The following is a 25,937-nucleotide window of genomic DNA, read 5'->3' as shown; positions in this document are numbered from 1 at the left end:
ATTGAGTTGTTTTGCATGTGATCAGATCTTTCCCCAAATCGTCGGTGTGGCGGCACTCACCCGCCCAACTCACACAGGATTTTGAGTACCTGTCCCTTTTCACACGTCCCCCCCGGGTGCATTTCGGCCCCGGACAGATCAAAAGGTTCAAATCGATGACCAAGACAACATCCCTGACCAAATCCCTCCTCGGCGGTCTCGCCTTCTCTGTGGCGCTGGCAACTGCCTCCTTCGCTGCGGGCGTTGACGTGAACGCCTCATCCACTGGCCTTGCGATGCAGGGCTTCGACCCGGTCGCCTATTTCACCGAAGGTGAGGCCAACAAGGGCAGCTATAAGCTGACCGCAACGCATGACGAGGCGACCTACTGGTTTACGTCTGAGGAGAACAAAGCCCTGTTCGAAGCCAACCCGGAAGCCTATGTGCCCGCTTACGGAGGGTACTGCGCGTTCGGCGCGGCGATGGGCTTCAAATTCGATGGCGACCCGCATCAATGGAAGATCGTTGACGATGTGCTCTACCTGAACCTCTCCAAAGACATTCAGGAACGCTGGGTCACCGATATTCCGGGCTACATCGAAAAAGCAGATGTGAACTGGGAAAACATCGAAGACGCTGATCCCGCAGAATTGCTGCAATAAGACGGCGCGCACCACTCACACCGACGACATGAAAACGGGCGACAGGATATCCTGTCGCCCGTTCTTTGCACACTGACACCGGAGGGAACGGTGAACAGGGCGCTTATTTCGATGCGAGACGCTCGACCGCTTCGGCTGTACGCTTGGTATTGTTGTAGATACCCAACGCCAGATAGAGCGAACCACCAATCAAGATGACATAGAGTGTGCCGCCGACGAGCACGCCAAGCGCCGGCAAAATGCCACCTGCACTGGGCTCGATTAGGGCGACAACGGTGCCGCCCAATACGAGCAGCAGCAACAAAACCATCACGACGCCAACAAGTTTCTCGAATGCAGAGATAAAGAAATTGCCCATTTGAACACCTTTCAGAGCGATAGATTGAGCGCTCTCATAAGGGGCCGTCTGTCATCTCACAAGAATCAGATTAGGGGGAAAAACGCCCCTTAATCGTCACCACCAACGCGAGGTTTCGCCGCGCCGCCAGGGACAACAGGGGCAAGAAAAAGGGGCGTCTCAGCAGCGCCGCTTTTGCATTATCGATATTGAGATGCGCAAGACATCAATAGCTGTAGTCTGCGTAGATCCGGCTCAGATCACCGTTCCAGTCACCGTTGTACCGATCCAGCAATTCATCCGCCGGAACCTTTCCGCTCTCGACGCTTTCGCGCAGGGCGCTCAAGAAATGTGTCTCATCCGGCACCAATCCGCCTGCTCCTTGGCGTGCGCGGGCCTTCAGCCCGGCCTCGGAAATCGCCAGAACCTCGCGGGCAAGATCATGCATCTTGAGTGTGCCAACCTCGGCCTGCAGCCCTTTGACCGACGCCTCAACGCGCAGGCTCTCGCGGGTCTGCGCATCCCAGCCTTTGACAAGATCCCAAGCCGCGTCCAAAGAGGTCTGATTGTACATCAGTCCCACCCAGAAGGCTGGAAGCGCACAAAGACGTCGCCACGGGCCGCCATCGGCACCACGCATCTCCATGTATTTCTTGATCCGCGCCTCTGGGAATGCGGTCGTCAGGTGATCCGCCCAGTCGCTCAGCGTCGGTGTTTCACCCGGCAGCGCGGGCAGCTCTCCTTTGAGGAAATCCCGGAAAGACTGGCCCAACGCGTCGATATATTTGCCATCGCGGTAGACAAAATACATCGGCACATCGAGCGCATAATCGGCGTAACGCTCAAACCCCATGCCATCTTCAAACACGAAAGGCAGCATACCTGTGCGGGCGTCATCCAGATGCCGCCAGATGTGGCTGCGCCAGGATTTCAGCCCGTTGGGCTTGCCCTCAAAGAAGGGAGAGTTGGCAAAGAGCGCGGTGGCCACCGGCTGCAAGGCCAGAGCCACGCGCAACTTCTGCACCATGTCGGCTTCGGAAGCGAAATCGAGGTTCACCTGCACGGTGCAGGTGCGCCGCATCATCGCGCGCCCCATGGTGCCGACGCGCTCCATGTAGTCGTTCATCAGCTTATAACGCCCCTTGGGCATCAAGGGCATTTCTTCGTGCTGCCAGATCGGCGCAGCACCAAGACCGATAAAGCCAACTCCGATCTCATCAGCGATATCTTTTACTTCGCGCAGGTGAGTGTTCACCTCGTCGCAGGTCTCATGGATCGTCTCTAGCGGCGCCCCCGACAGCTCCAGCGCACCGCCGGGTTCTAGGCTAACGTTCGCCATGTCCTTGGTGAGGCCAATCAGCTTGCCCCCCTCGGTGACCGGGTCCCAGCCGTGCCGGTCGCGCAGCCCTTCAAGCACCGCCTGAATCGAACGCTTACCTTCATAGGGCAGCGGCTTCAGCGTATCCTTGCAGTAGCCGAATTTTTCATGCTCGGTACCGATCCGCCAGTCACTGCTCGGCTTGCAGCCCGCTTCCATATACTCCGCCAGTTGAGCATGGCTTTCGATTGGTCCGCCGCCGGACTGAGGAATAGACATGGGTAGGCCCCCTTCGTAGGTCGCCGCCAAGGGCAGGCGTGGCATTTCTGACAAAGGGCACGGGGCCCGGGGTTAAAGTCGTGATGCGAAATCGCGCCAGTGTCAATGCAGCCGATACTGGCTGCGTGGCTCTGGTGATCGCTGCCATATCACGACTTGATGAGGACCTTTGTGATGCAGTTCACTTAACATGCGTTCTGTCTTCAACCCCGGCAGGCTGGCAAACACATCAAACAACGCCTCTGCTCCGGCAGCTGTCACCGGAATTGCCAGCGGTGACTGACCGGGCTGTTCCAGCACCCAATGCGACGGCCGCGCTGTATGGTCGAGCCGCAAGGTTTCAATCTCGGAACGCGCCACGGCACCGCCGGTGAGCGGCCCGAAATAGCTGATTTGCCCTTCGGTGACCTGCACCACGCCAGGCCCGCCAGAGCCAAGCCGAAATCGCATTCGCTGCGCGCCAACCACCCCAAGCACTAGCGCTAATGCGACACAGGCCCAGCCGGTGATCTGCATCAGACCTATGCCCCAGATGGCCCAACGAAGCCCCAGCAACAGCAGCGCCAATGCTCCAAAAAGCTCGCGCCAGCGCCACAAAAAGGCCTGTGCTTCTGGTCGAATGAAACTCATGTGCATCTCCTCACATGGCCTGCGCGGATCTGCGCAGGTCTCGCAAACAGCACCAGCGCAAACGTCCCTGCCCGGCGAAAACCGATAGAGCGATAAGCGCGCGCCGCTTCTTCACTGGCGGCAAAGAGCACCCCTTGCGTTGCGCCGCGTGCACGCGCTTCCAACATATGCCGACCGACGACGCGGCGCGCGTAGCCCCGACCACGCAACGCAGGCGGCGTATAGACCCCGCCGACCTGCACCGCCTCGGCAAACGCAGTATTATGTCCGGCCATTGCAACCGGGCGCCCCTCCACCAACAACACGCGGTGGCTGTCTCTGGCAATATACTGTGCGATGTCACGGCGCGCCTTTTCCTGTGCTTGATCAGGAGACGCATTCACCGCCTCGACCTCATAGGCAGCGCGCCATTCCTCAATCAGCGCGCGAGGCGCATCCGCGAGGGGAATGATGTTCTCATCGGGGCGGATTTCCACCGCGAGTTCCGCCACATCGAGCACAAAACCTGGTTCATCCCGATCCAGTTGGCACGGATGATCTTGCAACCCATTGGCCGCAATAAAGCTGCGCACCTGTGCAGCATTTCCGATCACCGCTGTCACCTCGCGCGGCCCCAGAAGCTGGCCCGCGTCTTGCCATTCCGCGTTGCCGCAACCCGGTGCCATCATCATAACAGACCCGGTATTGGTGATGGCAAAGACGCCATCTCGGGTTTCTCGCACCCAAAGCGTCAGCCCGTGTGGATGATCAGAACCAAAGCCGTGATTGCGCAGGTTGCCGATCAGGAACATGGAGCCTTCGATATGCGCAAACAGCAGCACCTCGATCCAGTCAAGATCCGACCGATTTGCTGCGCGCCATCCCATCACCAGTCTCCTAATGCCCGCTGCCAAAGGGTCATGGCCGCCACCGCCGCCGTATCTGCCCGCAAAATACGTGGTCCGAGACTGACCACATGCGCCTGCTGCATGGCCTGCAGACGTTTGCGCTCCGCATCTGAAAAACCACCCTCCGGCCCGATCAGGATCGCCCAAGGGCCGGAGGCTGTGGGCGGGTCTTCGGACTGGACAGCATCGAGAAACAACCGCTGCCCCACCTCGGCCTCGTCACAGAACATCAACTGGCGGTTTTCGGGCCAGTGGTCCAGCAAGGCGGACAGCTTTTGCAACTCCGCCACCTCTGGCACATAGGTGCCGCCGCATTGCTCGGCCGCCTCGACCGCATGCGCCTGCAGGCGGTCCTGACGGATGCGTTCGGAATTGGTGAAATCCGTCGCTACAGGCAAAATTCGCGCGGCACCCATTTCGGCGGCTTTCTCGACGATGAAATCGGTGCGCGCTTTCTTGATGGGTGCAAAGATCAGCCACAAATCTGGCGGCAACTGCAAGGGTTTGGACTGCTCCACGCAGGCCAAGACGCCGCAGCGCTTGCTGGCTTCTGCCACCTCGGCCTGCCATTCCCCATCGCGCCCATTAAAAAGTGCAACCCGCGCACCAACAGCCAGTCGCATCACCCCAAACAGATAATGTGCCTGATCGCGGTCCAGAGGAACCGTTTGCCCTGCCCCCAAGGGGTGATCTACATACAGTCTGACTTTAGCATTCATGGGGTCCTACATATGCAAGGCCAGTCGCCAACACCAGATGGACGTGTCGCGGATGCGGTAAAAGACAATTGGGTCGATATCTACGCCCCCGCCTGGACCCGCCCCTATCTGCGCCTGAGCCGTGCGGATCGGCCGATCGGCACATGGCTTTTGCTGCTGCCTTGCTGGTGGGGGCTGGCTCTGGCAATGATCGCGGGACAGAACGCACGCTGGGAAGATCTTTGGATCTTTGTCGCATGCGGGCTGGGCGCGTGGTTGATGCGTGGGGCGGGCTGCACATGGAACGACATCACCGACCGCGACATCGACGGCGGTGTCGAGCGCACACGCTCGCGCCCAATCCCCTCCGGTCAGGTCACGGTCAGGGGCGCGCTGGCATGGATGGCGCTGCAGTCGCTGATCGCCTTTGGCATCCTGCTGACCTTTAATCAGGCCGCAGTCGCGATGGGCATTCTGGCCCTGTTCCCGGTTGCAATCTATCCCTTTGCCAAACGGTTCACCTGGTGGCCGCAGGTATTTTTGGGGCTCGCGTTCAACTGGGGTGCGATGCTGGCGTGGGTAGCTCATAGTGGCCGCTTGGACTGGCCTGCCGTGGTTTTATATGCCGCTGGCATGGCGTGGACGCTATTTTATGACACCATCTACGCGCACCAAGACACCGAAGACGATGCGCTGATCGGAGTGAAATCCACCGCAAGACTGTTTGGAACTGAAACACCGACTTGGCTGCGTCGCTTCATCGTCGCAACTGTGAGCCTGATGGCGCTTTCGATCATTATGGCGGTTCAACCTACGGCTTCGGTGCTCGCATTGGCACTCTCGCTCTGTGCGCCTTGGGCGATGGGCTGGCATATGACGTGGCAATTGCGTGCCTTTGATGCAGATAATAATGACCGGCTCCTGTCGCTGTTTCGCCTCAACCGCGACACCGGCTTGATTCCGCTCATTTTCCTTGGGCTGGCATTGTTTGCATAACTGCGACCACCGGCATGATTGATCCACAGCCGATGGCCTTGTAAGACCGTTAACGACGAAACTACCGGAATTCCTTACCTCATGCGCATATCCTCGTTTCTGATCCCCACCGCTGCCTTTGCCGGTGCAGCCGGCCTTAGCTTGGTGGTTGCGGGATTTGCTGCGACGGCGCTGGAGAACAATTCAGAAATCGTGGTGCGCCGCACCTTGGATGAGGCAGGGTTTTCCTGGGCTGAAGTGGTCGCAGACGGCCTGCGTGTTGAACTTTCGGGCGAAGCCCCGGATGAGGCCAAGCGTTTTGCAGCCATTTCCAAGGTCGGCACAGTGGTGGACGCGGCGCGGATCATTGACCTGATGGAGATCACCCCCTCCAAGGGCATCGCCCCGCCCAGGTTTTCGACCGAGATACTGCGCAACGACGCCGGAATTTCCATCATCGGCCTGATCCCAAGCGCCAGCGATCATAGCGCGCTTGTCCGCAAACTGAGCGCAATTCGTGGCAATCCTGAGGTCACTGACTTTGTTGAGACGGCGGATTATCCAATGCCCAAGGGCTGGAATGACGCCATGGCCTATGCGCTCAAGGCACTGGCCCTGCTGCCGCGCACCAAAATCTCTGTCGAGGCCGGGGTTGTGCGGATCACCGCGATTGCAGATAGCCCAGAGGCAAAAGAAAAGCTCGAAACAGACCTCAACCGGATGCTGCCCCCGACCGTGCATGTCACGCTCGATATTGCGGCGCCGCGCCCGGTTATCTCACCCTTTACACTGCGCTATGTCCTAGGCCCTGACGGTGGACGCTTTGACGCCTGCTCCGCAGAGAGCGAGGAAAGCCGGTTGCGTATTCTGCAAGCGGCTCAAGACGCAGGCCTGCGACGCCAAAGCGACTGCACCATTGGCCTTGGCGTGCCCTCTGCGAGTTGGTCTCGCGCCGTGGAAAGCGGTTTGAAGGCGCTCACAGAGCTGGGGCAAGGTTCGATCACCTTCTCCAATGGTGAGGTAACGCTTGTTGCCGCCCAAGGCACCGCACAGGGGGTGTTTGATCATGTGGTGGGCGAGCTGGAAAGCGCATTGCCGCAGGTCTTCGTCCTGCATGCAGTGCTGCCCGAACCCGAAGAGAAAAACCCCGACCTTACACCAGAATTCACCGCCACCCTCAGTCCCGAGGGGCAGGTTCAGCTGCGCGGCCGGCTGAGCGACAATGCACAGCGGCGCACTGTAGACAGCTACGCCAAAGCGCGGTTTGGCAGTGGGTCGGTCTATCTGGCGACCCGTAACGCACCTGATCTACCTGGCGTCTGGCCGATTCGCGTGCTGGCAGCCCTTGATGCCTTGGCGCAGCTGGAACGTGGCTCTGTCACTGTCACCCCGGAACTGGTCGCCGTGCGTGGGATGAGCCATCAAGAAAACGCCAGCGCCGAAATTGCACGGATGCTTTCTGATAAATTGGGCGAAGCCGAGGATTACGAGCTCGACATCACCTATGAGGCTCCGCCAGAGCCAGAAGACCAGTTAATGGCGCCTGCCCTTTGTGAGGCGGAGCTGGCCGCGATCCAACGCGCCGACAAAATCGCCTTTGAACCCGGGTCGGCCACAGTTGCTGCCGACAGCGCGCGGGTGATCGACAAAATCGCCAAGCTCTTGCAGCAATGCGGTGAGATACCGCTCGAAATTCAGGGACACACAGATAGCCAAGGCCGCGAGGAGATGAACCTGAACCTGAGCCAAGCCCGTGCGCAATCCGTCCTGAATGCACTGCGCGCCCGACGCATCCTGACCGGGAGCTTCGTCGCGAAAGGCTATGGTGAGGACAATCCGATTGCGAGCAACAGCACCGAAGACGGCCGCGAGGCCAACCGGCGTATTGAATTTCGCCTGATTGAGAGCGAGCTGCCTGACGCCGAGGATGCCGAAGACGAGGGCGACTCTGGAACAGATGAGACGGCTGAAACAGCGCCCGCACAGGCCGAACCCGAAGAGGACACCGACGGACAATGAGCAGAACAGAGTTCATCCTCACCACAGCGATCATCCTCTTTGTCGCCTTTGCGATGGGGTGGTTTGCCAATTGGCTGGTACACCGTTTCACCCGCGTGCGGCAAAGCGATGTGGCCGATCTGGACCGCATGAGTCAGGAGCTGCACGAGGCAGAGGAAACCCGCGATCAGGCGATCACATATCTGCAGCAGCGCGAGGCCGAACTGACCAACCAGTTGAGCCAGACCGAAGCAGAGTTGCGCGCCGCAATGGATGGGCTGCGCGAGGCAAGATACGAGACCGAAGAACTGCGCAACCGTCTGCGTGGTGAGGGTTAAGGCGCAAGGATGACCAGCCTGCCCGCAGATCACCTGTTGCAAGACCTCACCAGCTGCGAACGACAGGTCTGGGATGCCCTTGTTCAAGGCGATGCGGTGGCAGATGCGGCGCTGCTGTGCGAGAGCTTCCTCGGGGTCTACGGCACTGGTTTTGCGGGCAAAGCGGATCACACAGGTCAGCTTGAACATGGCCCAACAGTTCAGACATACGAGCTATCACAGCTCACCGCGCGTGCTCTTGGGCCGGAATATGCTGTGTTGAGTTATCACGCGCGCTTTCAGCGCTGGCGGTCGCCTCACCGCAGAAGACATGTACGTCAGCTCAATCTGGCAGCTCACAGACAACGGCTGGGTGAATATCTTCAGCCAAGATACGGCTGCGGCGACATAGAAACCGTCACCAGCGCCTAAGCGCATCCTCGTCTGCCGATTTTGCAGCCACCCAATCCTCGGCACCGTTCTGCAGAATTTCCTTCTTCCAGAATGGCGCGCGGGATTTCAGGTAGTCCATCAGATATTCAGCCGCTTCAAACGCTGCGACGCGATGACGGGCGGCGGTGGCGACCATCATAATCTGATCGCCGGGCACAAGGCGCCCGTGACGGTGGATCACCAGCGCATCCGTTAAATCCCAACGCGTGATCGCCTCTGATGCGATTTTCTCCAGCGCCTTTTCGGTCATGCCCGGATAATGCTCGATCTCCATCACCGCCATGGCACCGCTGTCCGCCTCGCGCACCACACCGGTAAAGGTCACAACAGCGCCCGCGCCACCGGCGCCAGTTGCAAAGGCCTCAACCTCCGAGCCAAAATCAAAAGGCTCCTGCTGGACGAGCACCCGCATGGGATCAGCCCCCGGTCATCGGTGGGAAAAACGCCACTTCACGCACGCCCTCAAGCGGCGCGTCAAATTCTGCCAGCTCCTGATCAAGCGCCACCCGCAGGGCAGACAAATCCGCAAAGGCTGCGGCATAGCGCTCTTCACGTGCCTTCAACTCCTCAATGAGTTCTGCCACGGTGACGGCAGAGGTCTCGACGGTTTCTTTGGGCAGACCAATGCGCTCACGCACCCATGCAAAATAGAGAACATCCATCAGCGTGTCTCCTTCAGGTATGGCAGGGCTTTTTTCAGGTAATCGACACCCGTGATCAGCGTCAGCGCCGCTGCGATCCACAAAAGCCCCAATCCGATGCGCCCGGACCAGATCATGCCTTCGAAGTAAAACCGTAGACCTTGCGTATCTTCAATCGTACCGCTGAGCACATCCTGCACCATCTGCACATCCATGCCAAATCCACCCATCCCGAGATGATGCTCGAAAATACCTTGGGAAAACAGGGTCGCGATGGCGATCATCTGGGCGGTGGTTTTCCATTTGGCAAGCTTAGTCACCTTGAGCGTCCCAGCTGTATCGCCGAGATATTCCCGAAGGCCAGAGACGAACACCTCTCGAAACAGGATAACCGTGGCAGGAAGGACCAGCCACGCAGTCCAATGCGACGTCGAATACCCCACGAGGATCATCAACGCGATCACCACCATCGCCTTGTCGGCAATCGGATCAAGCATCGCGCCCATCTTGGTTTCCTGCTTCCAGCTGCGCGCCAGATAGCCATCGAACCAATCGGTGATGGCCGCGCTCACAAACAAGACCAGCGCAAACCAATCCGCATAGGGGCGGCTGAAAAAGAGGAACATCACCGCCAGCGCTGGCGCTGCCAGCAGTCGCAGGACTGTGAGGATATTAGGCAAATTCCAGATCATAAGCGCATTCCTACAGTCTGGCTCTTCGGTCGGGAAGGGACAATTCGCGCGTTAGGCGATCTTCGCGCCTCTCATCAGACACATGCCAGCACCGATTCGTGAGTCGTGACACCCCGCAAGGTGCGTAAGACAACGACTAGTATAAGAAATGCGAAAAGGGCGAGGATTTCCCCTCGCCCCTGCATGACTGCGTGTTGTCGCCCGAATTCAGTATATTTTGGGCACGTACAGCTCGTCCGGAAGCACTCTGCGCTCGTAACTCGGGTTATATTCTCGATCTGGAAGATTGACCTTTTCACTTGGCACATCGTGATAAGGGATCTTTGTCAACAGGTGCTCGATACAGTTGAGACGCTCGCGCTTTTTGTCGTTGCCTTCAACGATGTACCAAGGGGCCTCGTCGATATTGGTGCGAAAGAACATGTCTTCCTTGGCTTTGGTGTATTGTTCCCAGCGAATGCGACTCTCCAGATCCATCGGCGATAGTTTCCACTGCTTCATCGGGTCATGAATACGCATAAGGAATCGCAGCTGCTGCTCTTCGTCGGTGATGGAGAACCAGTACTTCAGCAGGATGATGCCAGAACGGACCAGCATGCGTTCAAATTCCGGAACGTCCTGAAAGAACTGTTCGACCTGATCATCCGTGGCAAAGCCCATCACGCGTTCGACACCGGCGCGGTTGTACCAAGAGCGGTCAAACAAGACGATCTCGCCCGCAGCTGGCAAATGCGGCACGTAGCGCTGGAAATACCACTGGCTTTGTTCGCGACGGCTCGGCGCGGGCAAGGCCACGACCCGCGCAACCCGCGGATTGAGCCGCTGCGTGATGCGTTTGATCACGCCCCCCTTACCGGCGCTGTCGCGCCCCTCAAAGAGGATGCACACCTTGGCACCTGTGTGCTGGACCCAATCCTGCACTTTGATCAGCTCCGCCTGCAGGCGCAGAAGGTTGCGGAAATAGACCTTACGGTCGAGCATTTCGGGATGCTGGGCGCGATAGATTTTGCGAAGCTCCATGGACAGCATGGGCTCGGCGAATTCGATTTCGAAGTCCTCGTCCAGCGTGTCCTGCAGCTCGGCTTCCAGCCACTCGAAGGATGTATTGTCCTGATCGCTGCTCACACTGTGTCTCCTTTGAATTATACAGGCTCGCCAATGCATATAGCTGGCATGTGATCCTTTGGTGTCAGATGGCGGCGTAAGGGTCGAAAAACAGCCACTTGGGCAAAAAACTCTATCACCACGCCCAGTTTGCGCCCGGATCAACGACGTAAACAAGGCAGCCCGCACAATTTTTACGCCATTTGGCACAAAGCAGCCGTTAAGACAGCATCAACTGATTGGCAGTGCCGTGGTTTTGAACACAGTGCGCAACGCAAAACTCGATTGCATTTGCGCCACGCCCGGCAAGCGGGTGAGATGCTGACGGTGAATGCGGGCAAAGTCGTCGGTGTTCTCTGCCACAACTTTCAGAATGTAGTCGGCGGTCCCAGCCATCAGGTGGCACTCCAACACATCCGGAATCCGGGCTACCGCCTTTTCAAACGCATCCAACACCTCGTCCGCCTGCGTCTGAAGCGTTATTTCCACAAAAACCGTGGTCGGCACCCCTAGCTTCCGGGCATCAAGCAGGGCAACATAGTTGCGAATATAGCCGTCGCTCTCAAGCCGCTGAACCCGCCTGTGACATGCAGATGCAGAGAGATTCACCGTCTCGCTCAAGTCACTGTTTGAGATCCGGCCCTGCTTTTGCAGCACCGCGAGGATTCGACGATCCACCTGATCTAACGCCAAACGACATACCTTTTCTTGCGTGAGACTCCCTCATAGTCGAAGAAAATTCGAAAGTCGAGTTTTCATGGTGCCCAAAAAAGCAGCACATTTGCACGCAGCTCTGCGACACTATGTCCCTGTAGGGAACGGAGGAGACCCCATGAAAATCGGATGCCCCACGGAAATCAAGCCACAGGAATTTCGCGTTGGCATGACGCCAGATGCAGCCCGCGAAGCAGTCGTACATGGACATCAGGTGATGATCCAGACAGGTGCGGGCCTTGGTGCGGGATTTCCCGATGAGGACTATATCGCCGCAGGTGCCGCGATCATCGACACCGCCGAGGAAATTTTTGCCAGCGCCGATATGATCGTCAAGGTAAAGGAACCGCAGGCCGTTGAGCGCAAAATGCTGCGCGAAGGTCAGCTGCTGTTCACCTATCTGCATCTGGCTCCCGACCCCGAACAGACCCATGATTTGCTGGCATCCGGCTGTACCGCGATTGCTTATGAAACCGTGACCGACGACCGTGGCGGCCTGCCGCTCTTGGCGCCGATGTCCGAAGTTGCAGGCCGTTTGGCGCCGCAAGTGGGTGCCTATACCCTGCAAAAGGCCAACGGTGGTCGTGGCGTGCTGATGGGCGGTGTGCCCGGCGTGGCTCCGGCCAAAGTGGTTGTTGTCGGCGGCGGCGTTGTCGGCACCCATGCCGCCAAGATTGCTGCCGGAATGGGCGCGGATGTGACCGTACTCGACCGCTCCCTGCCGCGTCTGAAGTATCTGGACGACGTTTTTGGCGGAACCTTCAAGAACCGTTATTCCACCGCAGGAGCGACAGCCGAACTGATCCGCGAGGCCGACATGGTCATCGGCGCGGTGCTGATCCCCGGTGCAGCTGCGCCAAAATTGGTTTCGCGCGCGGATCTGTCCGAAATGAAACCGGGCGCAGTGCTGGTGGATGTGGCCATTGATCAAGGCGGATGTTTTGAAACCTCCCGCGCCACCACTCATGCGGACCCGATCTACGAGGTCGACGGCATTATGCACTATTGCGTGGCCAACATGCCGGGCGCAGTGGCGCGCACCTCGACCCAAGCGCTCGGGAACGCCACCCTGCCCTTCTTGCTGGCACTGGCCGATAAGGGCTGGAAACAGGCCTGCGCCGATGACCCACATTTGTTGAATGGTCTGAACGTGCATGCAGGCAAGCTGACCTATTACGCCGTGGGCAAGGCGCTTGGGCTTGATGTGCTCTCACCGACCCTCGCCCTGCGCGATGCAAGCTGAGCAATTTTCGATAGAATGAAGAGGGCGCAATACTACCCCAGATAGCGCGGCCTCCCCTTTGGGGCCGCGCTTTTTTTGCTAAAATCGGCTTTTCAGCGGTCCCCGAAGGCAAATTCCCCCTTGAAGAGGTTAAAAACCTCTCGATTTTAGCCGTCTCCCTGTCGCAAATAGGGATGACGCGAGAACGATACCTTTGGCTCGTGCAAAATAGTGCTCCGTGAGCCGCCGGACCTTCCCCCGGCCTGCACGGCGCAACCCGAGAAACGTGGGGACTGACATGGAAAATGTAATCGAACAGGCCGGTGCGTACTGGCCACTGGTCGTCAGCGGCGCAAAAGCGCTGGTGGTTTTGGTACTCGGCTGGATCGCAGCTGGCCTGATTTCAGGCGCAGTACGCAGCCGCATCAACAAAACACCGCAAATTGACGAAACCCTCGGCAACTTCGTTGCGAGCCTCATCCGCTGGGTTTTGCTGGCCATCGTGCTGGTTGCCGTGCTTGGCGTCTTTGGCATCGAGGCCACCAGCCTCGTGGCGATGCTAGGTGCTGCCACCCTCGCCATTGGCCTCGCCCTGCAGGGCACGTTGAGCGATCTGGCAGCTGGCTTTATGCTGATCCTGTTCCGCCCGTATAAACTGGGCCAATTCGTGGACATCGGTGGCACAGCAGGCACTGTAAAAGATCTGAACCTCTTTGTGACTGAACTCGTCACACCGGACAATGTGCAGATCATCGTACCGAACGGTCAGGCCTGGGGTTCCATCATCACCAACTATTCGGCCCATGACACACGCCGGCTCGATATCACATATGGCATCGACTACGGTGATGACATTGAGAAAGCCAAAGCGATCATCCTGCGTCTTGCAGAAGCCGATGGCCGTGTTCTCTCCAACCCGGAACCTTGGGTTCGCGTAACCAACCTCGGTGACAGCTCTGTCGATATCTCCACCCGTCTGTGGTGCAAAGCGGCTGATTACTGGGAACTGAAGTGGGCGATGATCCAAGGGGTAAAAGAGACCTTCGATGCCGAAGGTATTTCCATCCCCTATCCCCACAGCGTGGAAATTCAGAAGGAAGGCTGATTGCGCCTCCTGCCCTAAGACACACTCCCCTGCCCACGGGCGGGGGACACCGGGCCAAAATAAGGCCGAGGTGGTCTGTCGGAACGCGCCTGCGCGGGGTCGCCCGGTTTTGGCAATAAAGGCGCGGTCCCATATTTCAGCGTTTGACCGTCATGCGCCTGAAACGCCCAGCGTGCGGCCATGAACTGTAAGTGTTGATGCACCTGCCCTTCTGCGTCTGTCTCAGAAATAGCGCGCCATGACCCCTCGCACTGCACTGGCAATTGGATGGAATTCACATCCCGCATCGCCACCTTGCGTTCCAAATCCCGTTGCTGGGCCTGCGCATACATGTAGCGAAGCTGCGTATAGAGTGCCTGAAAATGCGGACGCCGACGGCCCGCAAACACCACGCTCACCTCTTTCCCATCAGCATTAAAACCACGGGCGGTGCAATCCCCGCGTGAGGTCGTTCCAAAGACGGGAACCACGGCAAGTTTCACTTGTATGACGCCACCTTTGAACAGGCCGCTATCTTCATACTCCGGCGAAACCGGTCCTTTTTTACGGCGATCGATTGGTGGGACAAACGGGGGCATTTATGTCAGATATCTGCTGCAAGAATTGGCCATGCGGCGGTGGGATTTGAAAGACAACTATCCCCACGATTCCTTAAGAAAAGATAGCGTGGCAGGAACATTGAGGCATCAAGATGGCCTCTCAGCGCGCGCTGATATCCGCGCTACGTTTGCCATAGAGCGCCTGCTTTCCATTGGTGACCGTTTCACCGTTTCGGTCACGAAATCCCCAGCGCGCGGCCAAAAACTGTAGCACCCGGATATCCTCACCTGTGCTACTGCGTTCAAATCGCAGCCGCCACGCCCCCTCGATCTGTGCCGGGAGTTGGATGGAATTGATGGGCGGAGGATCCTTCTTGAGCCGCTGCGCAGAATAATTCGCCTCTGTCAGCAATCTGCGCAATTCTTCATGCATAGGTGCAAACTCTGTCACCCGGCGCCCGGCAAAAATCACGGTGATTTCTTCGCCTTTTTCAACATAGCCGCGCACACAGACATCCCCACGCGGCGTTTTGCTGATAACCGGAACCAATGCGACAGCCACTTGCGTCAAACCACGTTTGAAAAGGCCGCGGTCTTCGGTTTCCGGAGTGACTTCAAAGCGAGACCGGCGGCGGTCGTGTTTAGATGTGTCAGACATAAATACCAGGGATGTTGAGGTCGCAAGGAAAACAAGCTGAATCATTAATTCATCGTTATTCCTAGCAAGGCACCGTTAAAAAACGGTTCAGGCTTTGTGCGAATTCAACGCCCTGTTTTGAGAATTTTCAACCCATAGCAGAATGAGACTTCTGTCGCGCGCATTCGGCGCGACAGAACTTCATCGGGTCATCTTACGGTGCATAATCAACGTCGGTAGCCCACCATAATCACCCAGCGCTTCGGCCGGTTGATACCCAAGACGCAACGCCACTTTTTGCGACACTTTATGCTCTGGGTCAAAAATGCAGCAGGTCTGTTGCCAATCGGTTTCTTCCTGCGCCCATTGATGCATGCGCGCCACCGCTTCGGTTGCGACGCCCTTACCATGCACCTTGGGAGACAGCACCCACCCCGCCTCAGGCACGCTCTCAAGACTCGGCGTCATCCCGCGGCGGTAATCAGCAAACCCGACATCCCCGGCATAGGCCCCGGTCTCGCGAAGCGTCACCGCCCAATAGCCAAACCCAAGCATCGACCAATGGCCGATATACTTCATCAAACGCCCCCAACTCTCTTCCTCGGTTGAGGGCTTCCCGCTGATATAGCGCACGACATCAGGATCAGCCCACATTTGGGCTAAATCGTCAAAGTCTCTCACTTCATGCGGGCGCAGGATCAACCGATCCGTTTCAAGCACGGGGAGCGTCATGCAGGCAGTTCTCCGGTTAGAATATAGGTGAGGATGCTGACCACCTGTTTGGGATCCTCAGCCACAGCAAGGGCTGCGGCGTGGACCTCTTTCAGCGCATGTTGGTGTTCGGGTTGACTGAGCACAATGATCGATTTGCCAAGCGCGGCAGCATAGCCCGCATCAAACGCTGCGTTCCACTGTTTATATTTTTCCCCAAATCGCACCACGACCACATCGGCTTCTTCAATGCCTTTGCGGGTGCGAATGGCATTTAGCTTGGCCCCCTTGTGATCATGCCAAAATTTGTTGTCCTCTGCGCCAAGGATTGCAACGCCGCAATCATCAGAGGCGCCATGATCAGTAACCGGACTGTCAAAGGAGACACTCAGGTTGCGCGCGCCATCGATAATCTGTTCGCGCCAATCGGTGTGAATTTCACCGGAAAGATAAACGGATAGGGTCATTTGGTCCTCCTGCCTCACCCCCAGATGGGGGGCCGTGGGTTCAGATCAAGCCCTATCGGTTCAGGCGCGACGGGCCAACCCCATCACGACTTGCGCGCCACCACAAAGCGGCTGGGTAAATCGGCGGGATAACTGCCTGTCTCAAGAATTTCAAATCCCGCCATTTCAATCCGTCTCTGCCAGTCCCGCACCGTCATGAAATGTACCGTATCGGGCGCTTTGCCGACCCATCGCATCATCGGCAGAACCGCACGTATCAAGCGCCGCTTCAGGCCGCTTTTGGCATCCTGCATACATACCGTCTTGGAGATAAACAAACCTCCGGGTTTCAAGCGCTGCGTCACCTTTTGCAAACTTGCATCCAGTTCCGGCAGAAGGTGAAAAAGATTAAAGGCCAGCACCGCGTCAAATGGCCCCACGGGTGCGGTCTCAAGGTCGCAAACCTGAAACTTCAAATTACTGAGCCCCGCCGCGCGGGCCCGCTCTTGCCCAAACTCAATCATCTTGGCAGAGAAATCCGTCGCCAACATCTGCGCGACATTTGGCGCCAGCGTCACGGCGGTACTACCGGTGCCACACCCTAACTCCAGTATCGTTTGATCAGCCCGCAGGTAGCTGGCTGTCCGGCTCAGGGTCACCTCATATGCAGCCGGGTCAGATACGGGCTGTGCGGCGTATCTTTTGGCAACCCTATCCCAAAACATTGCATTGGCCGACATGACAACCTCCCTCTGAATATGAGTAGGATAGACATACAAAAAGCGCATATAAATTGTGGAAATTCGCAGTATCTATATACGTATACGCATGGACAAACTGCGCACAGTCGACTGGAACCACATCCGCGCCTTCTTGGTGACGGCTGAGGCAGGCTCACTCTCTGCAGCCGCACGGCGGCTTTGCCTGACGCAACCCACCCTATCGCGTCAGGTCGCGGCGCTCGAAGCCGAACTCGGGCTTCTTCTGTTTGAACGCATTGGGCGCAAACTGGCACTGACACAAGCTGGCAGACAGCTGTTGGAGCACGGACGCCACATGGCTGACGGAGCCTCTGCTCTGACCCTCACCGCCTCAGGGCAGGCCGAAGCGATTGACGGCACCATTCGGATCACTGCCAGCGATATTCTTTCGTCCTATGTGCTGCCACCAATACTGCACCAGTTGCGCCAGATTGCCCCCCAGCTCACCATCGACCTTGTGGCAGCAAACGACATTCGCGATCTGATGCGACGAGAAGCCGATATCGCAGTCCGACATATACGCCCCGAACAACCTGACCTGATTGCCCGTCAGCTGCCCGATGGCCAAGCGCATTTCTACGCGGCCACAAGCTACCTTGACCAGCACGGACGCCCCCAGACCCCCGAGGACCTCGCCTCTCATGATTTTATCAGTTTTGGCGACAGCAAACGGATGATCGAGCACGCTAGCGATCTTGGACTCACCCTACGCCCCGACCAGTTTCGCATTGAGACCCGCAATGGGTTGGTCGGCTGGGATCTGCTTCGCGCTGGCTTCGGCATCGCGCCGATGCACGACAAGGTTGCCGAGCAAACCCAAGGGATCGAACGGATTATGCACTGGGTTCCAACGACGCGGTTCCCATTCTGGCTCATCACGCACCGTGAGCTTCACACCAGCCGCAAAATCCGCCTTGTCTTTGATCACCTGGCCACCGCCCTGACCCAGAGATCCTGACAGCCTGTTCTCTTCTAACCCCCAAATATCCCGGGGAGCGCGAGGGGCTGGCCCCTCGCACCCCTAACAAAAAAAACGCGCCCCATTTTTTCAGGGGCGCGTTGGTGAATTCAACAGAAGCTCAACAATGCGATCAACCGCGCAGCGTTCCGCCTGTGGCTTTGCTGACCTTGGCGACAATCTTCTCGCTTACCGCCTCGATGTCCTTTTCGGTCAAGGTCTTGTCGACAGGCTGCAAACGCACCGCAATCGCCAGAGATTTCTTACCTTCGCCCAGCGCACCGCCGATAAATTCATCAAAGACGCGCACATCCTCGATCAGTGCCTTGTCAGCACCCGCCGCGGCATTCACCAGCGTCAGTGCTTCAACCTTTGCGTCCACCACAAAGGCAAAGTCCCGCTCCACAGCCTGGAGATCGCTGATTGCCAGCGCGCTGCGGCTTGCGCCGGTGTTGCGCGGCAGCGGGATCTCATCCGGGTAGATGGTGAAAGCAACTGCTGTGCCCTTAATGCCAAGCTCACTCAGCACCTTGGGGTGCAATTCGCCAAAGACACCAAGCGTCTTCTTAGGGCCAAGGCAAATCCGACCATGACGGCCCGGATGCCACCAAGTATCGCCTTCACGCAGAATTTGCACTTTGGCAGGCGCACCAATGGCGGCCAGCACTGCTTCGGCATCGGCCTTGGCGTCATAGACATCCCAATTGCGCGAGGCACCGTGGACATCTTTCGGTCCGTTGCGATTGACCAGAAGACCCGAGATTTGAATACGTTCCTCGCCGGGCTCGCCACCGGTAAAGGCAGGACCCACCTCAAACAGAGACACATCAGCGAACCCGCGCGCCTGATTACGCGCTGCGGCTTGCAAAAGCCCCGGCAACAAATCAGGACGCAGATGTGACATTTCCGAAGAAATCGGGTTGGCCAACATGGTCGCATCGGTGCCACCACCAAACAGTCCTGCTGCCGCCTTGTCGATAAACGTGTAGCTCACCACCTCATTATAACCGAGCGAAGCTGCCGTGCGGCGCGCCATCTGCAGGCGGCGCTGCTGCGGTGTCATCACCGGTGCCGGTATACCAGCGGTCAGGCGCGGCAGCGGTTTACCCTCAAGTTTGGTGAGCGAAGCTATGCGCGCAACTTCCTCGACCAGATCGGCCTCGCCCTGAACGTCAGGACGCCAGCTTGGCACATGGGCCAAATTCCCTTCGAGACGGAAACCAAGACGCGTCAAAGTCTGGCGTTGCTCGCTTTCCGGAATATCCATCCCAACCAGCGACTGCACCCGCTCCGCGTTTAGACGGTAGGCGCGTGAATGATCGGGCACATCACCTGCGGAAACAACGTTGGAGGGCTCGCCACCGCACAGATCAAGGATCATCTGCGTCGCGCGCTCCAACCCTTCGTAGGTGTATTCCGGGTCGACACCGCGCTCAAACCGGTAGCGCGCATCAGAGTTGATCTTGAGCGCACGACCGGTGGTCGCGATTTGGACGTGATCCCAAAACGCGCTCTCAAGGAACACATCAACAGTCTCGTCGGTGCAGCCGGTTTCTTCACCACCCATGATGCCAGCAATGCTCTCGGCACCATTGTCATCGGAGATGACCATCTGGCCCGCCTGCATCGTGTAGGTTTTCTCATCAAGCGCCAGCAGCTCTTCACCGCCCGCCGCCCGGTGGACGCGCAGATTGCCAGTGACCTTGGCCGCATCAAAAACATGCAGCGGGCGGTTCTGATCAAAGGTGAAGAAGTTGGTGATATCCACCAGCGCAGAGATCGGACGCAGGCCAATCGCCGTCAGTCGGTCCTGCAGCCACTTGGGCGAGGGACCGTTTTTCACCCCACGGATCATGCGGCCTGTGAACAGCGGGCAACCATCCAGAGTGTCCTCATCAATGGTAACCTTGATCGAGCTCTCATACTGGCCTTCAACCGGTGTGTAACCGGTGGTTTTCAGCGTCCCCAATCCACGCGCTGCCAGATCACGGGCAATCCCGTGGATACCAAGCGCGTCCGGACGGTTTGGCGTGATGGCGATTTCGATGACAGGGTCAACCTTGGAGGGATCGTGAGCCGCCAGCCAATCGACCAGCTTGTCGCCGACGTCGCCAGAGGGCAGTTCAACAATGCCGTCATGATCTTCGCCCAGTGTCAGCTCTTTCCAAGAGGCCATCATACCATGGCTTTCAACGCCACGGATTTTGCCAACAGAGAGGGTGAAATCCAGCCCCGGCACATAGTCGCCCGGTTTACACAGAACCACAGTGATGCCTTCCCGCGCATTGGGTGCACCACAAACGATCTGTTTTTCGCCCTCATCGGTCATCACGCGACATACGCGCAGACGGTCTGCATCCGGGTGCTGCTCTGCGCCGACCACCTTAGCCAGTGTAAACGCACCGAGCATATCGGCGGGGTTCACGACCTCCTCGACCTCCAGCCCGAGGTCGGTCAGGGTCTCGGTGATCTCCTCAACGCTTGCATCAGTGTCGAGGTGGTCCTTGAGCCAGGAGAGAGTGAATTTCATCGGTCAGCGCCCTTTGGCAAAGTCATCAGGTTTGTCCATGGCAATGGCAAAGATTGCCTCCGGGTTCAAGCCTTGGCGCACCATGGTCGAACCGCTTCGTATAAGATGCGACCTGAAAGCCGCCCGCAGGGTGCAGTCACACTCAGTCCTGATAGCGTTTTGCCAATACATCGTCGTCACCCATTGCGGCGAGTTTGATTTCCCGGATCAACCGAATACTGGGCTTTGCTGCAAACAAGACGGAGCCGAACAGGAACAACCATGTGCCTGCGGTCATCAACGACTCAAAAAAGAAAAAGATCGACCCAACAATAAAACTGAATGCAGCACCAAAGTCTGCAAAAGTATATGCGATTTCAAATCGAGCGTAGCGGCGCTGCTTTGCTGTGCTGCCGTGCCTGTGGTCTTTTTCAAATAACATATGTCTCTCCCGGTTTGGCTCCAATGCCACCTTACCTTGGCAAGCAGGTAGCCCGCCGCACCCTGCGCCCAATACGCAAGGCTTTCCAGAACGCGGATCGCTCGCTATCGTCGGTGACTGAGGGTGTTTCAGCATGAGTTCTCTATCACGGCATATCGATCATGTCCTTAAAACCGCCGGTCATCCGGGTGCGGCGGCACGGTCACGGCTGGCCGCCTCGTGGCGCAGGTCGCTCAACCACTACGGGCTTGATCCCGGTCAACACCGCGAGGTGCAACGTGTATGTGCGCACGCCTTAACCGAGCGGCTCGATCAAGCGGACAGGATGCGCCGTATCGCTCTGCCAAAGATTGATGCCTTGTTTCAACTTGTTGGTGGATCAGGCTGCGGCGTCTTGCTCACCGATGCGGAAGGGGTAGTTCTGGATCTGCGCGCAAGTGATGGCGATAGTGATACCTTTCACGCATGGGGGCTCACGCCAGGAGCAGATTGGTCTGAGGCCTCCGAAGGCACCAATGGCATAGGGACCTGTATCGCCGAAGGGCGGCAGGTGATTATTCACCGCGAAGAGCACTTTCACGCCCGCAACACGGCCATGAGCTGCATGGATGCCCCAATCTTTGGTGCCGATGGTCGCCTGATCGGCGCGCTGGATGTGTCGTCAGCGCGGGCAGATCAGACCGCTTCCTTCAATCAACTTATTGCAGCGATGGTTGCGCAGACTGCACGTCAGATTGAGGTGGAGAATTTTCGGGACGCCTTTCCCGACGCGCGTATTGTGACAGCGGAGGCGGGCGCGACGGACGCAGCGGTTCTGCTTGCGGTGGATAGTGACGATATCGTCAGAGGTGCAACCCGCGCCGCACGCAAGGCGTTCAGCCTCGCGGCGACAGGCCCTATCACCCCCTGCCCTGCGTCAGATCTTTTTGGGGGCGAGGATGAAGTGGGCGGATTTGACCGGGCCGAACGCGCTGCGGTGAACCGGGCGCTGTCGCGAGCGCGTGGAAATGTGTCCGAGGCCGCACGGCTTTTGGGTATCGGCCGCGCCACCCTTTATCGGCGCATGAAACGGCTGGGCCTCACGGGCGGATGAAATTCCTCGAACCCGCGGCCAACCTGTCTCAAAGCTGAGACAGGTTTGGTGAGACTCTACGCGCAGGCAGATGACGGCGCGCGCGCCCTAGGGCAGCCTTCCTTGTGACTCCGGTGGAGGACCGGATGCACAGAGGAGGATTTTTTCATGAACGAGATGACACAGGTCGCAGGCGAATACACATCGCCTTTCAAGGCCCGCTACGACAATTTCATCGGCGGCAGCTTCGTCGCTCCGGTGAAAGGGCAGTATTTTGATAATATCACCCCCATCACTGGGGCAAAGGTTTGCGAAGTGGCGCGCTCCACCGCAGAGGACGTGGAACTGGCACTGGATGCGGCCCACGCAGCCAAAGAGAGCTGGGGCAAGACCTCGGCGGCGGAACGCGCCAATGTGCTATTGAAGATTGCGGATCGTATCGAAGAGAACCTTGAGCTGATCGCCACCGCCGAGACATGGGACAACGGCAAGCCAATCCGCGAAACCATGGCCGCCGATATTCCGCTCTCGGTCGATCATTTTCGCTATTTCGCCGGTGTCCTGCGTGCCCAAGAAGGCAGCATGTCCGAGATTGACCACGACACGGTTGCCTACCACTTTCACGAACCACTTGGCGTGGTGGGGCAGATCATCCCGTGGAACTTCTCGGTTTTGATGGCGGCATGGAAATTGGCACCTGCACTGGCGGCGGGCAACTGCATCGTGCTGAAACCCGCAGAGCAGACCCCGGCGGCGATCCTCGTCCTGATCGAAGTGATCGCAGACCTGTTGCCAGACGGGGTTTTGAATATCGTAAACGGTATGGGACCAGAGGTTGGCGGCCCGCTCGCAGAATCCAACCGGATTGCCAAGATCGCCTTTACCGGCTCCACCGAGACTGGGCGCATCGTCATGAAGGCCGCGACCAAAAACCTGATCCCGGTCACGCTGGAACTTGGGGGCAAATCGCCCAATATCTTCTTCTCCGATGTGATGGCAGAGGATGACGCGTTTCTTGATAAGGCGGTCGAAGGCTTTGTGCTCTTTGCCTTTAACCAAGGCGAGGTTTGCACCTGCCCCTCTCGTGCGCTTATTCAGGAAGACATCTATGAAGAGTTCATCGCGCGGTGCATCGAGCGCGTTAAAGCGATCAAGCAAGGCGATCCGCGCGATATTGAAACCATGGTTGGCGCACAGGCCAGCCGTGAACAGCAGGACAAGATCATGTCCTATCTGACCATCGGCGTCGAAGAAGGTGCAGAGGTTCTGGTCGGCGGCGATGCCGCACGGTTCAACGGTGATATCGCCAATGGGTTCTATATCCAGCCCACGATCCTCAAGGGCCACAACAAAATGCGCGTGTTCCAAGAGGAAATCTTTGGCCCCGTCGTATCGGTCACCACCTTCAAAGACGAAGAAGAGGCGCTCGCGATTGCCAATGACACCATGTACGGCCTTGGCGCTGGTGTCTGGACCCGCGATGGCACCCGCGCCTATCGCTTTGGCCGCAACATCGAGGCTGGGCGCGTCTGGGTGAACAACTACCACGCCTACCCCGCTCATGCGGCCTTTGGTGGCTACAAACAGTCGGGGATCGGGCGGGAAACGCACAAGATGATGCTGGACCACTATCAGCAGACGAAGAACATGCTGGTCAGCTACAATCCGAACAAACTGGGGTTCTTCTGATCCCAAACTTACTCTGGCCAGCCGCGCACTGTGCGGCTGGTCTTATCGCTCTGACGCCTCGGCGCGTGGGACTGGCGATAGCTGGCCCTGATAATGGACCAACAGATCCCCTGTGACAGGCGCATGGAGCTTCACATCAGAACAAAAACGCCCACCCTGCTCATATTCCCGCGCGATTGAGACCGGTAGCAGCCAGCACGGCAATGGCAGCGGACCAACACGGGCGGACTTCACCGGAAAATGCAGGGCGGCCCCTTCGACCGTCAGGCCAAGCAGGAATGTAAACGGGCCAAAGCGCTCAGTCATCCCGTCAGGCGTTGCCGCCAGGAAGGAACGAAACCGGCTTGAGCCGAACCGGCGGTTCCATCGCTCACCCAGTGGCGTTGCGGTCTTTACGACCTCAACGTCGATCTCATCTGCCTCGGGTGGAAATCCAAACAGACCTCCCAGAAATCGGCTCCAGAGGCTGCTCCCCCGGCGCACACGCGCCCGCCCCTGCCAACGGCTGATATCCGTCATGAGATGGGTTTTGCGCACCACTTCGGGCAAGGCACCAAACGACGCCCCGAACACCTGCGGAACTATAGGCTGGAAGGGTACAGAGGCTACTTCGGTTTTCACGCGCAAGTCTGACATCGCTGCCTCGGCCTCCGCAAGAGTAATGACATCAAGCGCCGGACGCGCGCCCACCGAGAGAACACTACGACGCAAAAGCGCGCGTGTCGCGATCGCGGGGATATACGGCCCGTCCTCGTCTTCAGCCAGCAAACGCCAATAGCGCCGCTCGCCAGCAACTACCACCATAACCGACATACCGCCGCGTCCGCTCCCAAACGGTGAGAGAAGATCGGCGGCGATTTTGAAAACCTGCACCACAAATCCATTCACAGGTACCCGCACAAATTTGCGCAGCAGGGCGAACGCCGCCAGCCCGTAGCGCATGATGGCCAGCTCAAGCCCCGCCCGAAAGGTCACACTGTCAGCTCCGAAATGCGCGGGAAATAACGACTGGTCCGGCACCTCAATCTGCCAACCCTGACGACGCACCCCGTCCGGAAGATCATACATGCGAGGGTCCGACCAACCTGTGACCTCCTCCCACGCACCGCTGCGCCAGACCCGCATGGGACGCCCCGCCTGCGACAGGATTGAGGTCATCACTGAAATGCCACGCGGGCTGCGATTGCCCGGCAGAATCGCCGTATCAATCACCTCTGGTCTGGCGCCCGCTGACAATGCGCTCACCGCTGCGCTTGAAAGGGCAGGCACTGACGAGAGGCCCGAAATCGCCGCCCGCCCGACCGCCTGCGCCTCGGTGTCCAATGCGCGGATACCAGCGCAAAACGCCGCATTATCAGAGAGATCCAGATAATGTTGCCCCGCTTTCAGAGCGGCGCGTGCCAGGCGATATGGATCTGGCCCATGGGTATGAAACGGACCCGCTGCATCAATCACCACATCAAAGCCGACAACGCCGGAAAGATCACCATCGCGATCCAGCGTGATGGCATCACAGCCAAGCTCAGATGCAAGCGCCTGCACACGCGCCCTGTTTCGCGCCGCGAGTGTGACCTGATGTTCATCTCGGATCAGAAACCGCGCAAGGCGCGAGCCAAAAACACCCGTCCCACCTATGAGCAGTACTTTCACCGCATCAGCCTTTTGCGAAATTCAGGATCAGGTAAGGCGCACATATCGGCACGTCCGAACACCCTGTAGCGATTGCGGGCCAGACGTTGATAGAGCCAATCCCGCAAGAAACGCGGGCAAAGCCGCAGCACGCGAACCATACTGCCCCATCCACCAAAGCTTTGGCCCGCTTGGATCACAGCCTCAAAATCCACATGCGCGCGCCCCGCATCGAGATAGAGCCAGCTCGTCGGGTCATTGGGGCGCAAGCCGTAATGGCGCAAGAACGCGGCACCAAGATCAGATTGCACCGGACAGATCCGAACCCGGCAACTGTGATCCAACCGATGGATCATGCGTGCGCCCCAGCTACAGATCGCACATTCCGCATCCATCACAGCAATGGGCGCGCTATCGTCAAAGGCCGGGACCTGCGGATCATCGCGGTAGGAATAGGGCTGGGTCATAATGTGCAGATCATCGCCAGTGCGATCACACAGCGCAACCTCGTTTCAGGGTCCAGTCCTGCGACA

General features: G+C 58.2%; 29 protein-coding genes. 10 read left to right on the top strand and 19 right to left on the bottom strand.

Translation table 11 applies throughout. From position 1 onward, the window contains the following. Positions 1–155 precede the first annotated feature (155 nt). Positions 156–641, top strand: a complete 486-nt coding sequence (locus UB90_RS18265) for a YHS domain-containing (seleno)protein (protein WP_005640780.1) — start codon at positions 156–158, stop codon at positions 639–641. A 103-nt stretch (positions 642–744) separates the two neighbouring features. Here the strand turns inward: UB90_RS18265 and UB90_RS18260 are convergent, their stop codons facing one another. From UB90_RS18260 to UB90_RS18240, 5 genes are all read right to left on the bottom strand, one after another. Continuing rightward, a complete protein-coding gene (locus UB90_RS18260; RefSeq protein ID WP_005640783.1) occupies positions 745–999 on the bottom strand; it encodes a hypothetical protein in 255 nt (84 codons plus the stop codon). 205 nt (positions 1,000–1,204) lie between these two features. Next, entirely contained in the window at positions 1,205–2,575 is a 1,371-nt protein-coding gene (locus UB90_RS18255; RefSeq protein WP_065325105.1) for a glutamate--cysteine ligase, read from the bottom strand. Between the two features lie 102 nt (positions 2,576–2,677). Continuing rightward, a complete protein-coding gene (locus tag UB90_RS18250; RefSeq protein WP_065325035.1) occupies positions 2,678–3,205 on the bottom strand; it encodes a hypothetical protein in 528 nt (175 codons plus the stop codon). Further along, positions 3,202–4,071 (bottom strand): GNAT family N-acetyltransferase, encoded by an 870-nt coding sequence (locus UB90_RS18245; RefSeq protein WP_065325037.1) that lies wholly within the window; start codon positions 4,069–4,071, stop codon positions 3,202–3,204. The genes UB90_RS18250 and UB90_RS18245 overlap by 4 nt, the downstream gene beginning before the upstream one ends. Then, a complete protein-coding gene (locus UB90_RS18240; RefSeq protein WP_065325039.1) occupies positions 4,071–4,811 on the bottom strand; it encodes a 16S rRNA (uracil(1498)-N(3))-methyltransferase in 741 nt (246 codons plus the stop codon). Before UB90_RS18240 ends, UB90_RS18245 begins: the two co-directional genes overlap by 1 nt. Positions 4,812–4,823: 12 nt before the next feature. Between UB90_RS18240 and ubiA the strand changes: the two genes are divergently transcribed. The 4 genes from ubiA to UB90_RS18220 all read left to right on the top strand — a co-directional run bounded on the left by ubiA (position 4,824) and on the right by UB90_RS18220 (position 8,512). Then, positions 4,824–5,786, top strand: coding sequence for a 4-hydroxybenzoate octaprenyltransferase (gene ubiA, locus UB90_RS18235; protein ID WP_005612976.1), 963 nt, complete (start codon positions 4,824–4,826; stop codon positions 5,784–5,786). Between the two features lie 81 nt (positions 5,787–5,867). Further along, a complete protein-coding gene (locus tag UB90_RS18230) occupies positions 5,868–7,784 on the top strand; it encodes an OmpA family protein (protein ID WP_065325041.1) in 1,917 nt (638 codons plus the stop codon). Continuing rightward, a complete protein-coding gene (locus UB90_RS18225) occupies positions 7,781–8,101 on the top strand; it encodes a hypothetical protein (RefSeq protein WP_005612972.1) in 321 nt (106 codons plus the stop codon). The genes UB90_RS18230 and UB90_RS18225 overlap by 4 nt, the downstream gene beginning before the upstream one ends. A gap of 9 nt (positions 8,102–8,110) precedes the next feature. After that, positions 8,111–8,512 carry a nuclear transport factor 2 family protein gene (locus UB90_RS18220; protein WP_227512126.1) on the top strand — a complete coding sequence of 134 codons (402 nt, stop codon included), beginning with the start codon at positions 8,111–8,113 and terminating at the stop codon, positions 8,510–8,512. Here UB90_RS18220 and UB90_RS18215 read toward each other — a convergent pair. From UB90_RS18215 to UB90_RS18195, 5 genes are all read right to left on the bottom strand, one after another. Beyond that, positions 8,499–8,945, bottom strand: a complete 447-nt coding sequence (locus tag UB90_RS18215; protein WP_065325043.1) for a molybdenum cofactor biosynthesis protein MoaE — start codon at positions 8,943–8,945, stop codon at positions 8,499–8,501. The genes UB90_RS18220 and UB90_RS18215 overlap by 14 nt on opposite strands. Before the next feature lie 4 nt (positions 8,946–8,949). Then, positions 8,950–9,195, bottom strand: coding sequence for a molybdopterin converting factor subunit 1 (moaD, locus tag UB90_RS18210; RefSeq protein ID WP_005612963.1), 246 nt, complete (start codon positions 9,193–9,195; stop codon positions 8,950–8,952). Next, positions 9,195–9,866, bottom strand: a complete 672-nt coding sequence (gene pgsA, locus UB90_RS18205) for a CDP-diacylglycerol--glycerol-3-phosphate 3-phosphatidyltransferase (RefSeq protein WP_005612960.1) — start codon at positions 9,864–9,866, stop codon at positions 9,195–9,197. Before pgsA ends, moaD begins: the two co-directional genes overlap by 1 nt. 207 nt (positions 9,867–10,073) lie before the next feature. Continuing rightward, positions 10,074–10,991 carry a polyphosphate kinase 2 gene (gene ppk2, locus UB90_RS18200; RefSeq protein ID WP_005612958.1) on the bottom strand — a complete coding sequence of 306 codons (918 nt, stop codon included), beginning with the start codon at positions 10,989–10,991 and terminating at the stop codon, positions 10,074–10,076. A 210-nt stretch (positions 10,992–11,201) separates the two neighbouring features. Next, positions 11,202–11,663 carry an Lrp/AsnC family transcriptional regulator gene (locus tag UB90_RS18195; protein ID WP_005612955.1) on the bottom strand — a complete coding sequence of 154 codons (462 nt, stop codon included), beginning with the start codon at positions 11,661–11,663 and terminating at the stop codon, positions 11,202–11,204. Positions 11,664–11,802: 139 nt separating this feature from the next. Between UB90_RS18195 and ald the strand changes: the two genes are divergently transcribed. After that, entirely contained in the window at positions 11,803–12,927 is a 1,125-nt protein-coding gene (ald, locus tag UB90_RS18190) for an alanine dehydrogenase (protein WP_065325045.1), read from the top strand. Positions 12,928–13,204: 277 nt separating this feature from the next. After that, the gene (locus tag UB90_RS18185) at positions 13,205–14,011 is read left to right on the top strand and encodes a mechanosensitive ion channel family protein (RefSeq protein WP_005612950.1); all 807 of its coding nucleotides are present in this window, start codon (positions 13,205–13,207) and stop codon (positions 14,009–14,011) included. A 14-nt stretch (positions 14,012–14,025) separates the two neighbouring features. Here UB90_RS18185 and UB90_RS18180 read toward each other — a convergent pair whose 3' ends face one another. The 5 genes from UB90_RS18180 to UB90_RS18160 all read right to left on the bottom strand — a co-directional run bounded on the left by UB90_RS18180 (position 14,026) and on the right by UB90_RS18160 (position 17,084). After that, positions 14,026–14,493, bottom strand: a complete 468-nt coding sequence (locus UB90_RS18180; RefSeq protein ID WP_227512125.1) for a hypothetical protein — start codon at positions 14,491–14,493, stop codon at positions 14,026–14,028. A gap of 217 nt (positions 14,494–14,710) precedes the next feature. Continuing rightward, entirely contained in the window at positions 14,711–15,208 is a 498-nt protein-coding gene (locus UB90_RS18175; protein WP_225262527.1) for a hypothetical protein, read from the bottom strand. Positions 15,209–15,388: 180 nt separating this feature from the next. Then, positions 15,389–15,919, bottom strand: coding sequence for a GNAT family N-acetyltransferase (locus UB90_RS18170; RefSeq protein ID WP_065325049.1), 531 nt, complete (start codon positions 15,917–15,919; stop codon positions 15,389–15,391). Further along, positions 15,916–16,365 carry a YtoQ family protein gene (locus UB90_RS18165; RefSeq protein ID WP_065332050.1) on the bottom strand — a complete coding sequence of 150 codons (450 nt, stop codon included), beginning with the start codon at positions 16,363–16,365 and terminating at the stop codon, positions 15,916–15,918. Before UB90_RS18165 ends, UB90_RS18170 begins: the two co-directional genes overlap by 4 nt. A gap of 83 nt (positions 16,366–16,448) precedes the next feature. Then, positions 16,449–17,084 (bottom strand): class I SAM-dependent methyltransferase, encoded by a 636-nt coding sequence (locus UB90_RS18160; protein WP_065325052.1) that lies wholly within the window; start codon positions 17,082–17,084, stop codon positions 16,449–16,451. An 88-nt stretch (positions 17,085–17,172) separates the two neighbouring features. Here UB90_RS18160 and UB90_RS18155 point away from each other — a divergent pair, with 88 nt between their 5' ends. Next, the gene (locus tag UB90_RS18155) at positions 17,173–18,063 is read left to right on the top strand and encodes a LysR family transcriptional regulator (protein ID WP_065325053.1); all 891 of its coding nucleotides are present in this window, start codon (positions 17,173–17,175) and stop codon (positions 18,061–18,063) included. A 133-nt stretch (positions 18,064–18,196) separates the two neighbouring features. Here UB90_RS18155 and pheT read toward each other — a convergent pair whose 3' ends face one another. Further along, on the bottom strand, positions 18,197–20,593 hold the full coding sequence (gene pheT, locus UB90_RS18150; protein WP_065325054.1) for a phenylalanine--tRNA ligase subunit beta: 2,397 nt from the start codon (positions 20,591–20,593) through the stop codon (positions 18,197–18,199). Positions 20,594–20,735: 142 nt separating this feature from the next. Then, on the bottom strand, positions 20,736–21,149 hold the full coding sequence (locus UB90_RS18145; RefSeq protein WP_319822662.1) for a YrhK family protein: 414 nt from the start codon (positions 21,147–21,149) through the stop codon (positions 20,736–20,738). Here UB90_RS18145 and UB90_RS18140 point away from each other — a divergent pair. Both UB90_RS18140 and adh read left to right on the top strand, forming a co-directional pair. Beyond that, positions 21,148–22,107, top strand: coding sequence for a GAF domain-containing protein (locus UB90_RS18140; protein WP_204161361.1), 960 nt, complete (start codon positions 21,148–21,150; stop codon positions 22,105–22,107). The genes UB90_RS18145 and UB90_RS18140 overlap by 2 nt on opposite strands. Positions 22,108–22,254: 147 nt before the next feature. Continuing rightward, the gene (gene adh, locus UB90_RS18135) at positions 22,255–23,775 is read left to right on the top strand and encodes an aldehyde dehydrogenase (RefSeq protein WP_065325058.1); all 1,521 of its coding nucleotides are present in this window, start codon (positions 22,255–22,257) and stop codon (positions 23,773–23,775) included. 42 nt (positions 23,776–23,817) lie between these two features. On the opposite strand, the gene UB90_RS18130 is transcribed toward adh, so the two are convergent. Both UB90_RS18130 and UB90_RS18125 read right to left on the bottom strand, forming a co-directional pair. Further along, positions 23,818–25,425, bottom strand: a complete 1,608-nt coding sequence (locus tag UB90_RS18130; RefSeq protein ID WP_065325059.1) for an SDR family oxidoreductase — start codon at positions 25,423–25,425, stop codon at positions 23,818–23,820. Next, on the bottom strand, positions 25,422–25,871 hold the full coding sequence (locus UB90_RS18125) for a thiol-disulfide oxidoreductase DCC family protein (RefSeq protein ID WP_065325061.1): 450 nt from the start codon (positions 25,869–25,871) through the stop codon (positions 25,422–25,424). The genes UB90_RS18130 and UB90_RS18125 overlap by 4 nt, the downstream gene beginning before the upstream one ends. Between the last annotated feature and the right edge of the window lie 66 nt (positions 25,872–25,937).

This window comes from Tritonibacter mobilis (assembly GCF_001681715.1).
GTDB classification, from domain to species: domain Bacteria; phylum Pseudomonadota; class Alphaproteobacteria; order Rhodobacterales; family Rhodobacteraceae; genus Epibacterium; species Epibacterium mobile.
This window is presented reverse-complemented; position numbering and strand designations above follow the sequence as displayed.

Bases quoted from the DNA above. Each gene is read 5' to 3' on its own strand.
- UB90_RS18265 (WP_005640780.1), top strand. From the start codon at position 156: ATGACCAAGACAACATCCCTGACCAAATCCCTCCTCGGCGGTCTCGCC.
- UB90_RS18260 (WP_005640783.1), bottom strand. From the start codon at position 999: ATGGGCAATTTCTTTATCTCTGCATTCGAGAAACTTGTTGGCGTCGTG.
- UB90_RS18255 (WP_065325105.1), bottom strand. From the start codon at position 2,575: ATGTCTATTCCTCAGTCCGGCGGCGGACCAATCGAAAGCCATGCTCAA.
- UB90_RS18250 (WP_065325035.1), bottom strand. From the start codon at position 3,205: ATGAGTTTCATTCGACCAGAAGCACAGGCCTTTTTGTGGCGCTGGCGC.
- UB90_RS18245 (WP_065325037.1), bottom strand. From the start codon at position 4,071: ATGGGATGGCGCGCAGCAAATCGGTCGGATCTTGACTGGATCGAGGTG.
- UB90_RS18240 (WP_065325039.1), bottom strand. From the start codon at position 4,811: ATGAATGCTAAAGTCAGACTGTATGTAGATCACCCCTTGGGGGCAGGG.
- ubiA (WP_005612976.1), top strand. From the start codon at position 4,824: ATGCAAGGCCAGTCGCCAACACCAGATGGACGTGTCGCGGATGCGGTA.
- UB90_RS18230 (WP_065325041.1), top strand. From the start codon at position 5,868: ATGCGCATATCCTCGTTTCTGATCCCCACCGCTGCCTTTGCCGGTGCA.
- UB90_RS18225 (WP_005612972.1), top strand. From the start codon at position 7,781: ATGAGCAGAACAGAGTTCATCCTCACCACAGCGATCATCCTCTTTGTC.
- UB90_RS18220 (WP_227512126.1), top strand. From the start codon at position 8,111: ATGACCAGCCTGCCCGCAGATCACCTGTTGCAAGACCTCACCAGCTGC.
- UB90_RS18215 (WP_065325043.1), bottom strand. From the start codon at position 8,945: ATGCGGGTGCTCGTCCAGCAGGAGCCTTTTGATTTTGGCTCGGAGGTT.
- moaD (WP_005612963.1), bottom strand. From the start codon at position 9,195: ATGGATGTTCTCTATTTTGCATGGGTGCGTGAGCGCATTGGTCTGCCC.
- pgsA (WP_005612960.1), bottom strand. From the start codon at position 9,866: ATGATCTGGAATTTGCCTAATATCCTCACAGTCCTGCGACTGCTGGCA.
- ald (WP_065325045.1), top strand. From the start codon at position 11,803: ATGAAAATCGGATGCCCCACGGAAATCAAGCCACAGGAATTTCGCGTT.
- UB90_RS18185 (WP_005612950.1), top strand. From the start codon at position 13,205: ATGGAAAATGTAATCGAACAGGCCGGTGCGTACTGGCCACTGGTCGTC.
- UB90_RS18175 (WP_225262527.1), bottom strand. From the start codon at position 15,208: ATGTCTGACACATCTAAACACGACCGCCGCCGGTCTCGCTTTGAAGTC.
- UB90_RS18170 (WP_065325049.1), bottom strand. From the start codon at position 15,919: ATGACGCTCCCCGTGCTTGAAACGGATCGGTTGATCCTGCGCCCGCAT.
- UB90_RS18165 (WP_065332050.1), bottom strand. From the start codon at position 16,365: ATGACCCTATCCGTTTATCTTTCCGGTGAAATTCACACCGATTGGCGC.
- UB90_RS18160 (WP_065325052.1), bottom strand. From the start codon at position 17,084: ATGTCGGCCAATGCAATGTTTTGGGATAGGGTTGCCAAAAGATACGCC.
- UB90_RS18155 (WP_065325053.1), top strand. From the start codon at position 17,173: ATGGACAAACTGCGCACAGTCGACTGGAACCACATCCGCGCCTTCTTG.
- pheT (WP_065325054.1), bottom strand. From the start codon at position 20,593: ATGAAATTCACTCTCTCCTGGCTCAAGGACCACCTCGACACTGATGCA.
- UB90_RS18140 (WP_204161361.1), top strand. From the start codon at position 21,148: ATGAGTTCTCTATCACGGCATATCGATCATGTCCTTAAAACCGCCGGT.
- UB90_RS18145 (WP_319822662.1), bottom strand. From the start codon at position 21,149: ATGCTGAAACACCCTCAGTCACCGACGATAGCGAGCGATCCGCGTTCT.
- adh (WP_065325058.1), top strand. From the start codon at position 22,255: ATGAACGAGATGACACAGGTCGCAGGCGAATACACATCGCCTTTCAAG.
- UB90_RS18125 (WP_065325061.1), bottom strand. From the start codon at position 25,871: ATGACCCAGCCCTATTCCTACCGCGATGATCCGCAGGTCCCGGCCTTT.